Source organism: Ignavibacteriales bacterium (genome assembly GCA_026390775.1).
Classification (GTDB): Bacteria; Bacteroidota; Ignavibacteria; order Ignavibacteriales; family Melioribacteraceae; genus Fen-1258.
Genome location: JAPLFF010000007.1, coordinates 1,094,737 through 1,110,466, shown reverse-complemented (window position 1 = coordinate 1,110,466; position 15,730 = coordinate 1,094,737). Strand labels below are relative to the sequence as shown.

13 protein-coding genes are annotated in these 15,730 nt (G+C 37.1%); 7 read left to right on the top strand and 6 right to left on the bottom strand.

Annotation, left to right across the window (positions count from 1 at the left end; all coding sequences use genetic code 11):
* Nucleotides 1-12: 12 nt before the first annotated feature.
* The 4 genes from NTZ27_10130 to NTZ27_10115 form a co-directional block, all read right to left on the bottom strand.
* Complete coding sequence (locus tag NTZ27_10130) at nucleotides 13-1,176, bottom strand: metallophosphoesterase (protein ID MCX6175098.1); 1,164 nt, start codon at nucleotides 1,174-1,176, stop codon at nucleotides 13-15.
* Between the two features lie 59 nt (nucleotides 1,177-1,235).
* Nucleotides 1,236-2,711, bottom strand: coding sequence for a glycogen/starch synthase (locus NTZ27_10125; GenBank protein ID MCX6175097.1), 1,476 nt, complete (start codon nucleotides 2,709-2,711; stop codon nucleotides 1,236-1,238).
* 88 nt (nucleotides 2,712-2,799) lie between these two features.
* A complete protein-coding gene (locus NTZ27_10120) occupies nucleotides 2,800-4,077 on the bottom strand; it encodes a YCF48-related protein (protein MCX6175096.1) in 1,278 nt (425 codons plus the stop codon).
* 71 nt (nucleotides 4,078-4,148) lie between these two features.
* The gene (locus NTZ27_10115) at nucleotides 4,149-6,218 is read right to left on the bottom strand and encodes an acetate--CoA ligase family protein (protein ID MCX6175095.1); all 2,070 of its coding nucleotides are present in this window, start codon (nucleotides 6,216-6,218) and stop codon (nucleotides 4,149-4,151) included.
* A gap of 119 nt (nucleotides 6,219-6,337) precedes the next feature.
* Here NTZ27_10115 and NTZ27_10110 point away from each other — a divergent pair, with 119 nt between their 5' ends.
* From NTZ27_10110 to NTZ27_10085, 6 genes are all read left to right on the top strand, one after another.
* On the top strand, nucleotides 6,338-6,733 hold the full coding sequence (locus tag NTZ27_10110) for an SRPBCC domain-containing protein (protein MCX6175094.1): 396 nt from the start codon (nucleotides 6,338-6,340) through the stop codon (nucleotides 6,731-6,733).
* Between the two features lie 138 nt (nucleotides 6,734-6,871).
* On the top strand, nucleotides 6,872-7,795 hold the full coding sequence (locus tag NTZ27_10105) for a diacylglycerol kinase family lipid kinase (protein ID MCX6175093.1): 924 nt from the start codon (nucleotides 6,872-6,874) through the stop codon (nucleotides 7,793-7,795).
* Between the two features lie 48 nt (nucleotides 7,796-7,843).
* Nucleotides 7,844-8,644 (top strand): tRNA pseudouridine(38-40) synthase TruA, encoded by an 801-nt coding sequence (gene truA, locus NTZ27_10100; protein MCX6175092.1) that lies wholly within the window; start codon nucleotides 7,844-7,846, stop codon nucleotides 8,642-8,644.
* Entirely contained in the window at nucleotides 8,641-9,561 is a 921-nt protein-coding gene (locus tag NTZ27_10095; protein ID MCX6175091.1) for a DMT family transporter, read from the top strand. Before truA ends, NTZ27_10095 begins: the two co-directional genes overlap by 4 nt.
* 46 nt (nucleotides 9,562-9,607) lie before the next feature.
* Entirely contained in the window at nucleotides 9,608-11,338 is a 1,731-nt protein-coding gene (locus NTZ27_10090; protein ID MCX6175090.1) for an amidohydrolase, read from the top strand.
* 84 nt (nucleotides 11,339-11,422) lie between these two features.
* Nucleotides 11,423-12,646 carry a 4-hydroxy-3-methylbut-2-enyl diphosphate reductase gene (locus NTZ27_10085; protein MCX6175089.1) on the top strand — a complete coding sequence of 408 codons (1,224 nt, stop codon included), beginning with the start codon at nucleotides 11,423-11,425 and terminating at the stop codon, nucleotides 12,644-12,646.
* A 2-nt stretch (nucleotides 12,647-12,648) separates the two neighbouring features.
* On the opposite strand, the gene dgt is transcribed toward NTZ27_10085, so the two are convergent.
* Nucleotides 12,649-13,917 (bottom strand): dNTP triphosphohydrolase, encoded by a 1,269-nt coding sequence (dgt, locus tag NTZ27_10080; protein MCX6175088.1) that lies wholly within the window; start codon nucleotides 13,915-13,917, stop codon nucleotides 12,649-12,651.
* An 84-nt stretch (nucleotides 13,918-14,001) separates the two neighbouring features.
* Between dgt and NTZ27_10075 the strand changes: the two genes are divergently transcribed.
* Nucleotides 14,002-14,910 carry a cation diffusion facilitator family transporter gene (locus tag NTZ27_10075; GenBank protein ID MCX6175087.1) on the top strand — a complete coding sequence of 303 codons (909 nt, stop codon included), beginning with the start codon at nucleotides 14,002-14,004 and terminating at the stop codon, nucleotides 14,908-14,910.
* 115 nt (nucleotides 14,911-15,025) lie between these two features.
* On the opposite strand, the gene NTZ27_10070 is transcribed toward NTZ27_10075, so the two are convergent.
* Nucleotides 15,026-15,718 (bottom strand): response regulator, encoded by a 693-nt coding sequence (locus tag NTZ27_10070; GenBank protein ID MCX6175086.1) that lies wholly within the window; start codon nucleotides 15,716-15,718, stop codon nucleotides 15,026-15,028.
* Nucleotides 15,719-15,730 lie beyond the last annotated feature (12 nt).

Below are 15,730 nucleotides of genomic sequence, written 5' to 3'. Positions count from 1 at the left end.
AAATTACGCGGATTATTTTCTAGGACCGGCAAAATTTATTTTGAAGTTTATAATTTCTGGACGGCTTCCAGTTCGAACGGGAGGACCCCAACCGCCAACGCCGCATGAGACATAGTAATGAGTATTCCCGTTGAGGCCGTAACCCCAACTCAACTCATAAATTTTTTCAATTATAAAATTGAGCGGCCAAAGCTGCCCGTAGTGTGTGTGACCTGAAAGCTGTAAATCAATTTCGTTTTCGAGCGCTTCGTTTAATCCAAATGGCTGGTGGTCCATCAAAATAACCGGAAAAGATTTATCAACGCCGGTCAACAAATCTTTTAATTCTTTTCTTTGTTTTCCCGCAAATTGTCTTATAGAGCGATCCTCTCTTCCAACAACATAGAAAGCATTATCAATTTTTATTTTGTCATCTCTTAACACATTTACACCGTGGGCAATTAAATATCTGTATGCCTCTTCTACGCCGCCGATATACTCGTGATTTCCTGTAATTGCATAAACACCGTACTTAGACTTAAGACGGGTCAATTCTTCTCCCACGTTATTTTTTATTACAGCAGCTAAGTCTTCATCAATGATATCGCCCGCAAGCAGAATAATATCCGGATTTAATTTATTGATTTCGGTTACAAGTTTATTTAGAAATGATTTACCGTTGATTGTTCCAAGATGAATATCGGAAGCCATTGCAATGTTTAGAGATTTTAGTTCCCCTGCATATTTATAGATTTTCATCTTATAAGTCTTTGTTATAATAACTTTTGTGTTGATGTATCCGCCAACAACGGTTACAGTAACTAAGATTAGAACAATAAGCGCGGTTATGCGTCTGGTCTTTTCGATATTGTGTGTAATAAAAGCCGGAAAGAAAGGAATAATCAAATTTATTAACCTCAGTAAGTCAATAACGACAAAAACCAGAAAAAAATAAAACATAAGCGCAATCCAGAATGAACCGATCCAGACCAATGTATCGCTGAAAAAATTTATAGAGATGCGCTCTAAAAATCTTCCGGCAATAAAAGAAAGAATAATTATTACCGATGTGATTATGAATAAAGATTTGTAAGATTCCGGAACGACTAAAAGTGCACGACGGATAATGTAAAAATTTATTAATCCGTAAATAGAAAAAACGATTCCGAAAAAAAGAAGCTGCTGTGATAATTTCATTACTTGATAATTATATTGTTGGAGATATTATTCTAAGTTAAAAATCTGTAACAACTAATTTATTTTATTTTTTTAATTTTTGAGACAGCTTTTTCATAAAGCGAAACATATTTACCAGCTGATTTTGCCCAGGATAAATCTTTATTCATTCCGTTGATCTGTATCTTCCGCCAGGCCTCTTTGTTGTGGAATTCATAAATAGCATTTTGAAGAGCGCGGACAAATGATTCCGAAGTATATTCTTCAAACAAAAATCCATTTCCCGTTTCATCACCATGCAAAATAGAATCTTTCCAATCTTGAACCGTGTCCGCAAGGCCACCGGTTTTCCTTGCGACGGGAACGGTTCCATATCGAAGAGAATAAATTTGATTTAACCCGCACGGCTCAAAATGTGAGGGCATAGTAAAAATATCCGCACCGGCTTCGATTAAGTGAGAAAGCTCATTATTAAAACCAAGATACGAAGAAACTTTCTCTGGAAACTTGCGAGCAATTTCACTGAACATAGCTTCATATCTATACTCGCCGCTTCCAAGCATTACCCATTGAACAGGCAAGTCCATCAAGCGGTTTAATCCGTAAGAAAACAGATCAAATCCTTTTTGATCAACAAGTCTGGAAACAATTCCAACAAGCGGAATATTTTCGTTGAACGGAAGACCAAGATGCTCAAGCAAAAACTTTTTATTTTTAATCTTGCCGGATAAATCTTTTACAGAATATTTATATGGAATAAATTTATCGGTTTCCGGGTTCCAAACATTATAATCAATGCCGTTTAGGATTCCGGAAAAATCTTTCTTTCTGATTTCCAAAAACTTTTGCATGCCTGCGCCATATTCAGCGGTTAAAAGTTCGCGTGCGTAAGTTTCACTTACGGTATTGATGATATCGGCAGTTAGTATTCCTGTCTTTAAAAAATTAACACCGCCATAATATTCACCAATTCCGCCGGGCAGATAATGTTCCTGTTTAATCTCAGCTTTTTCGAAAGCGGATTTAGAAAATTTTCCTTGATATGCAATATTGTGAATCGAAAAAACCGTTGTGGTTTTTTCGAACAATTTATCCCAACCATAGTTTTCTCTTAAAAGAAGCGGAAGAACTCCCGTTTGCCAGTCGTTGCAGTGAATAACATCCGGCGCCCAGGCAAGCCGCTGAAGTATTTCTATAATTCCTTTTGAGTAAAAAAGAAATCTTTCGTCTTCGTCAAGATCGTTTGTGTAAACGCGGAAACGGTGGAAGTAGTGAGGACAATCAACAAAATATACTTGTACACTAGAGTTTGGAAGAGTAGAAGCGTGAACATGAACGGAGTGAACCAATCCAGCTATGCGGATTGGAATTTCTCCGAGATCCCATTGATAATGCAAACCATGTTCTTCTTCCCCAAACACATTATACTTTGGAAGAAAGACTTTTACTTCATGGCCGAGTTTTGAAAGCTCGATCGGAAGAGAACCGGCTACATCGCCGAGTCCTCCGGTTTTTACGTATGGAAAAACTTCGCTTGAAGCGAATGCAATTTTCATAGTTCTTTACAAAAGGGTAAATGATCTTCGTAAAGATAAGAAGTGTAGGGAAAGAAATCCTTTTTGATTTTAGGCGCCGACCGTAAAATTATTTAAGCAGAACCATTTTTTGTGTAGAGGAAAAATCTCCTGTCGTAAGTCTGTAGAAATAAGTTCCGCTTGACAGAGAGTAATTATTAATGTTAAATGTTGAATTATGACTTCCGGGTTGTTGAAATTCATTTACAAGTGTTGTTACCTCTCTTCCCAATAAATCATAAACTTTCAACGTTACGTGGCCGCTAACCGTAATTTGCCAGCCTATAACTGTGGTGGGATTAAATGGATTGGGATAGTTTTGGAATAATTCAAATTTATTTGGTAAAACATTGTTGCTCTCTATGGAGGTTAATAAACCCCCATTGTTATTGGTATAAAATAAATTTCCGTTATCGCCGAAGATCCATCCCACATTATCGCTGGTGAAAACTATATCTTTAAACCTGCCTCCAACTCCAGCAGGCGGGGTTTGCAATAACCACGTTGCACCACCGTCGCCACTGTAATAAATGTTAGTTATATTAGTGAACCAAATTTTGTTTTTGTCGCCCGGTAAAAATTCTATATCAACACCCCATCCGGCAGGACTAATCGTAGAACTTAATTGCCAAGAAGATCCCCCATCGGTAGTTTTATAAAAATTATCGCCATCATATACTAAACCATAATTCGCATCATAAAATTTTAGTACCTGGACATAACCTGAATAATTATTTAGAGTGGTCCACGTAGAACCGCCGTTGGTGGTTTTCAAAATATTCTGAGGATTGATGCCGGATTGAAAAAAGTAACCAACGTTCTCGTCAACAAAATCCATTCTGCGCCACATGTCGCCCGAGCTGCCAACAGCCTGAGTACATGTTTGTTGCCAATCATTCCCGTTAGTAGTTTTAAGAAATACTGGTTGTGTGAACGAAGGACCTGGTCCATCCCCCATAGCAATTCCTTTCGTATCGCTAAACATTTCGATATAATTACCAAATGAGCATAAACTGGGATTTGAGAAAATAACCGTCCACGTATTTCCCCCGTCAATAGTTTTATAAAATGAACCATTGTCAAAGGCAACATAAAAAACATTAGTATTAACTATAGAAATATCTATGGCTCTATCTGCAGGTAAAATTTTCTGAGCCCACGTTACTCCGGTATCTGTTGTTATAAGAATTCTATTAGATTGGGGCAAGATAACAGCGAAATTATTTCCAAGAGCATCCACCGCAATACCTTGATTATATGAGAAAGGAACTGATAGTTTTTGCCACTGAGCTTGCGAGTTGGATATTAAAACGAAAAGAAGAATGACGGAGAAGTAAAACTTTTTCATAAAGCACCCCTAAATTTTTCTCGTGAGAAAGGTAACCAATCAATAAACTATTTACAATCTATTTAATAGCATCACTCAACGCAAACGCGGACATCAACTCCATAATATTTATTGTCTTCTCCAACTATCAACGGATTCAAATCAAACTCAACGATAGTCTTGTTTTCAATCATCATTCTAGCGCAAGATAAAATAATTCGTTTCAGCTCGATCATATCACACGGTTCCTCTCCGCGGATTCCCCTTAATATTTTCCCAATCACAGTTTCGTTGATCATATGGTTTATGTCTCTATCACATAAATAAGCGGATCTAATAGCGGTATCGCTAATTATTTCTACATACTTACCGCCCGCCCCGAACATTATTACCGGACCGAACGACGCATCTCGAAAACCGCCGATTAGAATTTCATGTTTAGTTTTTACAAACCCTTGAACAAGAAAATTTTCAATATCATAACCGGACTTGGAGAAACTTTCTTTAATTTCTTTTGCCGCTTTACGAAGCTCTATTCTGTTTTTTATGTTCAATTTTACCGCACTCAACTCCGTTTTGTGAATTACTTTTGAATTGATGCCTTTCAATACAAGTGGGAAAAAATTATTGCCGATGCTATTTAGTTCTAACGGTTTAATCAGCCTGCTTTTTATTAACGGTAAAGAATATTTCTCACATAATTTTGTTATTTCATTTTGAGGCAAGAATCCGCTTGCGCAGGAGTTCTTCTTCGGCTTCAAACGTAAAAGAGATTCATATTTCTTCTTGTTTTCCAATATTTTTTTTTGTGAAGAAGAATAGAACAACATGTTCGATAGAACTTTCGGCGGATCTTCCGGATTTTTGAATAAAGGACATTTGCTGGAGGATTCTTTGCGGTACTTGTTCCAAAATTCCGGCAGAGGCATAACAACCTGAAGTATTGGTTTCTTAGATTGAATAGAATTAATATTTTCTACAATCTCAAAAGGAGCAACCATAACCGGTTCTACAAAAATTGAAATAACAGCATCAACATTTCCATCTTCAATAATTATTCCGATCGCTCTTTTAAATACTGAAGCATCTGCGCCAGGCAAAAGATCAACAGGATTTTCAACGCTTCCTTCGGGATGGACTATGCCGCGAAGCAATTTTTTTGTTTCGTTGCTGAAAGTTGTTAAAACAAGATTCTCTCGCTCAAGAGTATCAACCGCTAAAATTCCCGGACCACCGGCATTAGTAACAACGGCAACTCTGTTTCCTTTCGGCATTGGAAAATTTTCAAATCCTTTTGCCGTATTAAATAATTCGTTGAGATCGGAAACGCGAATTATCCCAAACTGTTTCATCAATGCATCTACAACTTTGTCTTTGCTGCTTAGAGCGCCTGTATGAGAAGAAGCAGCCTTCATTCCGCTTGCAGTTTTTCCGGCTTTTAGAACGATTGCGGGTTTCGTTATGATTCCGGTTATAAAAGGCTTAATAAAATTTTCGCCATTGATAAAACTTTCAAGATAAAATGTCAGCGTTTTGATGTTGCTGTCGTTTTGCCAAAAATCCAAAAGATCATTTTCGTTTACATCGGCTTTATTACCAACGCTTATAAAATGAGCAAACTTTATATCTGTCTCGCGGAGGGAATTTAACACCGCCGCACCGAGAGCGCCGCTCTGCGACAAAAATCCTGTATTGCCCGTCTCGGGTTTTTCAGCAACAAACGTTGCATTGAGTTTTATGTTTTCCAACGTGTTGATAATTCCCATGCAGTTAGGGCCCACCATCTGTGCGCCGAAGTTTTTTATTTTCTCAACGATTCTATTTTCTAATTCTTCGCCTTCCTTGCCAATCTCCCTAAATCCCGCTGTGATCAAGACAATCGCTTTAACATTTTTAGCAAGCAGTTCATCAATCGAAGTTTCTACAAATTGTTTAGGTACAACAACAATTGCTAAATCAATCTTTTCGGAAATCTCCTCGATTCTTTTATAACATTTATAACCAAGGATCTCTTCGGCTTTTGGATTTACAGGAAACACGCTGCCCCTAAAGCCATAGCTTTTTATTGTGTTTAATAATTCATATCCAATGTTTTTTTCTTTTGTTGATGCGCCGACCACGCAGATGGATTTCGGATAAAAGAAATTTTTAAGTGAGTTCATATTTCTGTTTAATTAGCTTACTCAAAAATAAAGATTCATATTGCAAGAATCCTAAATAGATTATTGCCTTATTATACACGTCAAAGTATATTTAATACATAAAAATGAAGGGAAGAGAAATGTCAGATCAAATAAAACTCTCTGCAACATTTCCAGTTACACAAAAGCGGATTTATGATGCATGGTTGAACAGCAAAGAACATAGTGCAATGACCGGTGGTAAAGCAACCGCATCAACAAAAGTTGGCGGAAAGTTTACAGCATGGGACGGATATATTTCCGGTAAGAATCTTGAATTGATTCCGAACAAAAGAATTCTGCAATCATGGCGCTCAACAGAATTTCCTAAAGATCATTTAGATTCTTATCTGCTTGTTAAATTGGAAAAGACTAACGGTGGGACAAAAGTAACGATTATTCATTCCGAAATACCCCAAGGGCAAAGCGCGAGTTATAAAAAAGGTTGGAAAGATTTTTATTTTACTCCAATGAAAAAATATTTTAGTAAAGGATAGAGTCAAATAATTTTTTTGATAAATTTCTTGTTTAGCCTGCTCAAAAGATTTTGGGTTTAAATCCAAACAGATTAATATATTAAACCAGCCGAATAATTTTTTCTATATTTTTTTTAAAGTAAAAACAAAAAAAGAGATATGAAGAAAATTCACTTTGTAATCAACGGGCGTTTTAAGCATACTGAACGCACCATTAAAGAAATTGAAGATGCGTTCGGTGAAGAATTTTTAGTTTGGGTTTCGGTTACAAATGGGAATGGACACGCAATAGAATTATCGAGGAATGCAGTGTCGGGCGGAACAGATTATTTAATTGCGGCTGGCGGCGATGGAACGATGAGCGAGGTTGTTAACGGTGTAATGCAAGCGGAGAGATCGAAAAGAGAAAACTTAATTATTGGATTGTATCCTTTTGGAAGTGGTAATGATTTTGCCAGAACAATGAAGCTAACCAAGAAACTTTCCGACCTTTACGCGCTGCTGAAAAACAATTCAACGATTCCGATAGATATTGGAAAGCTTGAATACAAAAAAATGAACGGCGAAAACGCTGTTAGATATTTTAACAACATAACTGATATCGGGCTTGGTGCTGAAGTTGCTAAACGCGTTAATGAAGGCAAAAAGATTTACGGGCCCAACTTTGATTTTTTCAAAGCCACAGTGCTTGGCTTTTTGAAATACAAACGGAAGAAATTAAAAATAATTTCTGAAGAATTTAATTGGAGCGGCAGCTTATTGATATTGTGTTTGGCAAACGGAAAATATTTCGGGAGCGGGTTATGCATTGCCCCGCACGCAAAAGTTAACGACGGAAAATATTCAATTACACTTGCTGGGAATGTGAGTTTGATAGACTACTTAAAAAATCTTTCGAATATCCGCAAAGGAGTATTTGTAAATCATCCCGAGTTGTATTACAAAGAAGTAGAAAGTTGTATAATCGAACCGATCGGTGATGAATGCTTGATCGAGGCCGACGGCGAAATGATCGGAAAAATTCCACTGAAAGCAACGATGCTGAAAAACGAACTCAAATTTCTTGCGCCAATCGGAGTTTAATATAAATCTAAAAAAGGTTCAGCCTTAAAATAAGCGGAATACAAAATCATGTCCCGATTCAAATTATATATAGAATACGAAGGCACGCGATACAGCGGCTGGCAAATGCAAAAGCAGAGCAAAACCGTTCAGGGTAAATTGTATGAAATTGCGGAAAATATTTTCAAGGGAGAACGTTTAGAAATTTACGGCTCGGGTAGAACAGATGCCGGTGTTCATGCACTTTGCCAAGTCGCTCATCTTGAAGCGAAGACAATGCTTGCACCCGAAATAATACGAATGAAATTTAACGATGAACTTCCTTCCGATATTAATATTATAGAAGTAGAAAAAATAAATCCAAAATTTCACGCACGGCATGACGCAAAAAGCAGAAGCTATATTTATCAAATCTCAAGAAGAAGAACCGCATTCGGTAAACCATTTGTCTGGTGGATTAAAGATGATCTGAATTTTGAAAAGATGAACAATGCCTCAAAACTTTTTGTCGGGATGCACGATTACAGATCTTTCTCAGACAAAGACGATGAAGAAAAATCTACAAAGGTTTTGATAGAAAAAATTCAAATGAAAGAAGACGGCGATATGATTCTGATCCGCATAATCGGTTCTCATTTTCTGTGGAAGCAAGTCCGCAGAATGATCGGCGTACTTGTTGAAATAGGCAGAGGCAAGCTCACGGAAAAAGATTTAAAATATTTTCTTGAACACAATTCGCCCACTCCGGCACAATTTACTGCGCCGCCATCGGGATTGTTTCTCGAAAAGGTGGTTTATGAAAACGAAAAGCATGATGAAAATTTTGTTCCTACGATAAAGATAGCTTCATTCGAAAGATCGAGAACATGATCAAGGTTACGCCGACAACCGATAACCGGTCACTGACAACAAATCACCGATCACCAATTACCAAATACTGGAAACCACTCTTTGCAGTTACAGTTTGGGGTTTATCTTTTATTGCCACAAAGAATGTACTCAAAGAAGTTAAACCCGAGGTAATTGTTTTCCTTCGTCAGCTATTGGGAATATTATTTTTAGCTGCGGTACTTCTTAAACAGAAAAGAAAATTTTCTATAAATCTCCGCAAGCAAAAGTGGATCTTTGTTCTTGCGGGAATAGCATGCTTTCATTTGTGGATTCAAGTTACGGGACTTCAATGGACAACTGCATCACACACCGGATGGATAATAGGCACAACGCCCGTCTTTATGGTTATACTTGGAATTATTTTTTTCAAGGAAAAAATTTCTGCAATGCAAACGCTCGGAATTCTTATAGCATTCTTAGGATTAATCGTGCTTATAAGCAAAGGAGATTTAACTTCAATTGATTTTATTAAAAACAAAGGCGACGTATTAATAATTGCAAGTTCGGTAACGTGGTCTATCTATTCGATAGTAAACAAAAAAGTTACCTTTACTCTATCGCCCGTGTTAACAACATTTTATTTATTTTTAATTGTTGCGGTAATCATTGCACCGTTCACAATTAATCAGAAAAATATTTCGGATGTTCTCCGCCTATCTTTAAGCGAATGGGGTTCGATATTGTTCCTTGGTATTTTCTGTTCGGGAATAGCATATACTTTGTGGGCGCAGACATTAAATGAAATGAGCGCTTCGAGAGTTGGTGCGTTTCTTTATATCGAACCGTTCGTAACTTTTTTTGGAGCGTGGATTCTGTTAAATGAACAGATTACAGCGCTAACTTTATTAAGCGGATTGATTATTATTGCCGGTGTAGTTTTGGTGAATCGAAAGTAATCTCAAACATAAAATTTCAAAAATGAAACGGTAAAACGGGTCAAGAATGAACTCAAAATATTTATTTAAGAACTTTGCATTGTTAATAATTTTATTATTAATACAAAGTTGCGGAGGAAAGAAAACAGTGGTAAAAAATCCGGCAGACCTAGTTTTGATAAATGGAATTATCGCAACAGTTGAAGATGATAATCCTACAGTAGAAGCAATTGCCGTTAAAGACGGAAAAATCTTTGCCGTTGGTTCAACAAGTGAAATTGAAAAATATGTCGGGGATTCAACCCATGTAATTGATCTCAAAGGAAAATTTGTAATGCCGGGATTTAACGATAGTCACGCACACTTTCTCGGTATCGGCAATTCAAAACAGATATTAGATTTACGAGAAGCAAAAAATTGGGACGAGGTTATAGAAATAGTTGCTAAAGCCAGCGAGACAGCTAAACCAGGCGAGTGGATTATTGGACGCGGCTGGCATCAGGAAAAATTTAATCCGAAACCAATGCCGAATGTAAACGGCTACCCGGTCCATAATGAATTAAGTAAAGCTACTCCGCGCAATCCGGTTATGCTTACACACGCAAGCGGACACGCGGTATTTGCAAACGAAAAGTCAATGCAGATCTGTAACGTAAATAGAAACACACCCGATCCAAATGGCGGAACAATCGAACGCGATTCACTTGGTAATCCAATAGGCGTCTTTGAAGAGAATGCGGAGAACCTAATCAGAAAATATTACGATGAATATCTTTCTAAACGTACGCCCGAACAGATTTTAGATAATTATGAAAAGCAAATAAGCCTTGCGTCAGATGATTGTTTGAAGAAAGGAATTACATCTTGTACAGATGCAGGAGAACCTTTCGACGTAATTGACATTCTAAAAAAATTTGTTGACGAAAAAAAACTTGCTGTGCGGTTAAATGTTATGATTGGTGATTCTATTGCTAATATGAAAAAGAAACTAAAAAATTATTTTACGATTGGATACGGAGATAATCATTTAACTGTTAGATCCGTAAAGCAATATATTGACGGGGCTCTCGGTTCGCGCGGTGCGTGGATGCTTGAACCATACAGCGATTTTCCAAATCACTCCGGTTCAAACGTAACTCCATTGAATGAACTGAAAGAAATTTCCGAGTTGGCAATATCAAACGGATTCCAAATGCGTATTCATGCAATTGGCGATCGAGGCAACCGCGAGGTTCTGAACATTTACGAAGAAATATTTAAAAAACATCCTGGCAAAAAAGGTTTGCGTTGGTGCATCGAACATGCACAGCATTTATCAGCCCAAGACATTCCACGCTTTGCTAAACTTGGAGTTATTGCTGCAATGCAAGGCGTGCATTGCACATCGGACGCAACTTTCGTTCCGGAGAGAATTGGTAATAAGCGGGCGGAAGAAGGCGCATATGTTTGGAAAAAACTTATCAATAGCGGTGCAACTATTTGCAACGGAACAGACGCACCCGTTGAAGACGTTGATCCTATTAAATGTTTTTATTCTTCAGTTACAAGAAAAAATGCCGATGGAATAGTTTTTTACGGGGATCAAAAAATGTCGCGACTCGAAGCGCTAAAATCTTATACAATCAATGGGGCATTTGCAACTTTTGAAGAAAACATAAAAGGATCAATTAAAGTCGGAAAGCTTGCTGATATTGTTATACTTTCGAATGATTTGCTAAAATGCAGCGATGACGAAATCCTGAATACGAAAGTTTTGTTTACAATTGTAGGCGGAAAGATCTTATTCACTTCAAAATAATTTTGTTCTTTGGCGAGAGATAATTTTTCTCGCAGCGCAGTTAGCACCTAAATGAATTTGTAATTACGCTGGAGTAGATGCAGAATGAAAATATTTGAAATACCGGATTATTATCGAAGTCCGATAATCTCTAAACTAAAAGAGTTACGTAAAAACGAAGATCCGCGCAAAAAAGATTTTTCACCAACCGCTCTCGATTTTGGTCCGGTTAAATTTTTGATCGCGCGGCATTTCGGATTTTGTTACGGAGTTGAGAATGCCATCGAGATTGCATATAAAACAATTGAAGAAAATCCCGGTAAAAGAATTTTTCTTTTAAGCGAAATGATTCACAATCCGCTTGTGAACTTAGATCTGCAAAGCCGCGGTGTTAAGTTTATTATGGACGCATATGGAAATCAGTTTGTTGAGTGGGACGAAGTAAATTCAAACGACATTGTTATTATTCCTGCATTCGGCACTACCCTGGAAATAGAATCATTGCTGAAGAAAAAAGGCATTGATACAGTTGAGTTTAACACCACATGCCCGTTTGTTGAAAAAGTATGGAACCGCGCAGAAGATTTAGGGAAAGAAAATTTTACTGTAATAATTCACGGCAAAGCGAAACATGAAGAAACACGCGCAACATTTTCTCACAGCAAGCAAACAGCGCCGTCATTAATCATTCGCAACATAGATGAAGCTACTGTTGTTTCTAAAATGATACTTGGCAAGATGGACGAGCATGAGTTTAATAAATTTTTTGAAGACAAACTTTCGAAGGATTTTGATATTAGAAAAGATTTTGAAAGAATAGGAGTAGTTAATCAAACAACAATGTTAGCATCAGAAACACAGGCGATAGCAGATCTTCTTCGCGAGACAATGATAAAAAAGTATGGCGCGGAAAATCTAAAAGAACATTTTGCCGACACAAGAGATACATTATGCTATGCAACGAACGATAACCAAAGTGCAACAATAGGATTGAAACAAGAAGAGGCAGATCTGGCAATTGTTATTGGTGGTTATAACAGCTCGAACGCTTCTCATCTCGTTGAACTGTTGGGAGAAAAATTTACCACATACTTTATCTCCGGTGCAGAAAAAATCATCTCAGAAAAACTAATAAACCATTTTGATATACAATCGAGAAGAGAAAAAGCAACAGAAGATTATCTTCCACGCAAAGCAAAAATTACAATAGCGATTACAAGCGGTGCATCATGCCCCGATTCTGTTGTGGATGATGTGCTGAATAACTTGCTTTCATTTTTCCATGGCACAAAGAAACTCGAAGAAATTCTTAAGTCATTACAGCCCTAATCTTATACTAAATCTGCGAGCGAACTATATTCCGGATCGAACAAGCGGCGATAAATTCGCATTGCATGAGAATCCGTTGAACCGGATATATAATCGCAAACCATTCTAGCGCGATTAATTTTACTTTTCTCGTTACACAAAAGACGATGATTAAAATCCGGCAATAATTTTGTATCGCTAAGCGAATGAACATAATTTTCTTCAAAACGTTTGAACAGATTTTCGATCATCTGCTTTCCCTTAAATTCTATCTGGTGAAGCTGCGAAGAATTAAAAACTAAATCCGAAGAGATTCTTTTGTAAATCTGCACGCGCTCAAAGATATCTTTTTCAATTACAAGGGCAAACTTATACCGGTTGGTTAAATCGTCAAGAAAAGTATTTCTCTTTTTTAACCCACATGCTTTTACAAATTCACCTATTTGAGCGCCGAATTTTTTTTTAAAATTTCCAATCTTGATCCATTCGATAATTTCATCAACAATATTTTTTTGTATTTCGGTTAGCCGGTTTGATTCTCGCCAGCGCGAAAGTTTTTGGATATTAATAAAACCGCCGGAGATGCTATCTACCAAATCGTTAATTGCGTATGCGGTATCATCAGCCCAATCCATTATTTGACATTCGATACTCTGAAATTTGTTAAGTCGCTCAGGTGAAGAAATATCTTTTGAAATTTTTCTATTGCCGAAGATAAAATCTATAATTCCTTTTTGCTCATTGTAGATAAAATGATTCTCCGGATTTTTGAATTGTTTATAAATTGCTTTGTATTTGAGAATACCGTCAATAAATGCTCGTGTAGAATTCATTCCGCGATAATGATCATCGTCGCGATAAAAAATTTCCGTTGTCATCCGGAGCGCTTGTGCGTTGCCCTCAAAGCCGCCGTATTTTTTCATCAGTTCGTTTAATGTACGTTCGCCCGCATGTCCGAACGGAGGATTGCCGAGATCATGTGCAAGGCAAATAGATTCGACCAAATCTTCATCTATGAAAGATTCTTCATTGAGGAACTCATTTTCTTTAGAAAGAAGAAAAGTGCAAATGGCTCTTCCAATTTGTGCCACTTCAATCGAATGAGTTAAGCGCGTTCGGTAAAAATCATATTCGCCCGGCAAAAAAACTTGTGTCTTACCCTGCAAGCGCCGAAATTCCGATGAATGAATTATCCGGTCACGGTCAATTTGAAACGGTGAACGGTAATCACTTTCGCGAGGACTCGGTTTGAGACGCTCGAAATCAAAATCAGTATAAAATTTGTTTTTCATCTTCTTGATTCACATTTTTGTGAAGTGATACTTTAATTTAAGAAATAATTGTTTGTCTAACGATATGCGGGATAGAATAAAATTTTGAGCCACGATCACAATCATCATAACGGATTAAATACAACAACCGGCAGATTGATAATCACAATGCTGCTGAACTTTGTGATTACGGTTGTTCAAATTGTAGGCGGAATTATTTCCGGAAGTCTTGCTCTGATCTCAGACGCACTTCATAATTTCAGCGACGGAATCGCGGTAATTCTTTCGTACATAGCAATTAAATTAAAACAGAAAGATAATTCCCACCGTCACACCTTCGGATTAAAACGCGCGGAAATTCTTGCCGCAGTAATTAACTCAGCTGTGCTGATTATAATTTATTTTTTCCTTTTCTACGAAGCTGTTGCAAGATTTTTAGAACCGCACAAGATCGAAGCCGTAACAATGACAATTATAGCGTTTATTGGTCTTGTTGCCAACATTATAGGGACACTCTTACTGAAGCGTGACGCAAAAAATAGTATTAACATCCGCTCGTCTTATGTTCATCTACTTGGGGATTCTGTTTCTTCGGTTGCTGTTATTTTTGGCGGTATCGCAATTGCCGTTTGGAATGTTATGTGGATTGATCCGCTTCTTACTGTTCTGATCGGGATATATATCATCAAACAAAGTTATGATATACTAAGTGAAGCAATCCATGTTTTGATGGAAGGTGCACCTACCGATCTTTCCTTGAGTGAAATAAAAAACGCCGTAGAAAAATTTCCGAAAGTGGATGACATTCACCACATTCACGTTTGGACAGTTGGTGATAATGATATTCATCTGGAAGCGCATGTAAATGTAAATGATATGAAAATAAGCGAGAGCGATAAACTTCGGAATAAAATCGAGCAGCTTCTCGAATTAAAATTTGGAATACATCATATCACGCTTCAGTTTGAATGCAATCAATGTTTGGAAGACGGATTGATTGGAAAGCATAAATAATTAATAATTGAAAATCGCGAACTGAAAATTTTTCTGATTCACTTTTCACACTTGTCCGCCATTAGTTGATTTTGCGCATGACAATAAAACAATACAACATTCCATTTTGTAAAGACTAATCATTCAGTGATTTCATTCTATAACCTATTCCTGGTTCGGTTATTATCATACTAGGGCGGGCAGGATCTTCCTCTATTTTTTTTCTTAGTTGTCCCACAAAAACGCGCAAGGATTGGGATTGCTCAACATAACTTTGGCCCCATACTTCCTTAAGTATAAACTGATGAGTTAATACCTTTCCTAAATTTTTTGCTAATAGTATTAATAACGAATATTCCGTAGCAGTAAGTTTTATTTCCTCATCGCCTTTTGTAACGGTTCTTAAAACAAGATCAATTTTAACTGAACCATTTGTGAATATGTTGCTCTCTTGAACTTGGCTTGCTCTTCTTAAACTTGCTCTTATCCGGGCAAGTAATTCCGCACTATAAAACGGTTTTGTAAGATAATCATCGGCTCCTAAATCCAAAGCTTTCACAATATCTTCCTCAGAATTTCTAACGGACAATATCATTACAGGCAATAAACTCCATGTTCTAATTTCTTTCAAAACGGAATAACCGTCTTGATCTGGTAATCCTAAATCTAAAATTATTAGATTGGGATGTGCGGTAGCTGCTTGAATAATTCCGTCTTTCCCATTCTCAGCCTCGATCACTTTATATTCGGCGGATTCAAGTGTAATGTGTAATATTTTTCTTATTTGAGATTCATCATCAATGATCAAGATTATTGGTTTTGTGCTCATAATTTTTAGATC

What these genes read in the sequence shown, in the direction of transcription:
- NTZ27_10130 (MCX6175098.1), bottom strand. Translation starts at nt 1,176, where the DNA reads ATGAAATTATCACAGCAGCTTCTTTTTTTCGGAATCGTTTTTTCTATT.
- NTZ27_10125 (MCX6175097.1), bottom strand. Translation starts at nt 2,711, where the DNA reads ATGAAAATTGCATTCGCTTCAAGCGAAGTTTTTCCATACGTAAAAACC.
- NTZ27_10120 (MCX6175096.1), bottom strand. Translation starts at nt 4,077, where the DNA reads ATGAAAAAGTTTTACTTCTCCGTCATTCTTCTTTTCGTTTTAATATCC.
- NTZ27_10115 (MCX6175095.1), bottom strand. Translation starts at nt 6,218, where the DNA reads ATGAACTCACTTAAAAATTTCTTTTATCCGAAATCCATCTGCGTGGTC.
- NTZ27_10110 (MCX6175094.1), top strand. Translation starts at nt 6,338, where the DNA reads ATGTCAGATCAAATAAAACTCTCTGCAACATTTCCAGTTACACAAAAG.
- NTZ27_10105 (MCX6175093.1), top strand. Translation starts at nt 6,872, where the DNA reads ATGAAGAAAATTCACTTTGTAATCAACGGGCGTTTTAAGCATACTGAA.
- truA (MCX6175092.1), top strand. Translation starts at nt 7,844, where the DNA reads ATGTCCCGATTCAAATTATATATAGAATACGAAGGCACGCGATACAGC.
- NTZ27_10095 (MCX6175091.1), top strand. Translation starts at nt 8,641, where the DNA reads ATGATCAAGGTTACGCCGACAACCGATAACCGGTCACTGACAACAAAT.
- NTZ27_10090 (MCX6175090.1), top strand. Translation starts at nt 9,608, where the DNA reads ATGAACTCAAAATATTTATTTAAGAACTTTGCATTGTTAATAATTTTA.
- NTZ27_10085 (MCX6175089.1), top strand. Translation starts at nt 11,423, where the DNA reads ATGAAAATATTTGAAATACCGGATTATTATCGAAGTCCGATAATCTCT.
- dgt (MCX6175088.1), bottom strand. Translation starts at nt 13,917, where the DNA reads ATGAAAAACAAATTTTATACTGATTTTGATTTCGAGCGTCTCAAACCG.
- NTZ27_10070 (MCX6175086.1), bottom strand. Translation starts at nt 15,718, where the DNA reads ATGAGCACAAAACCAATAATCTTGATCATTGATGATGAATCTCAAATA.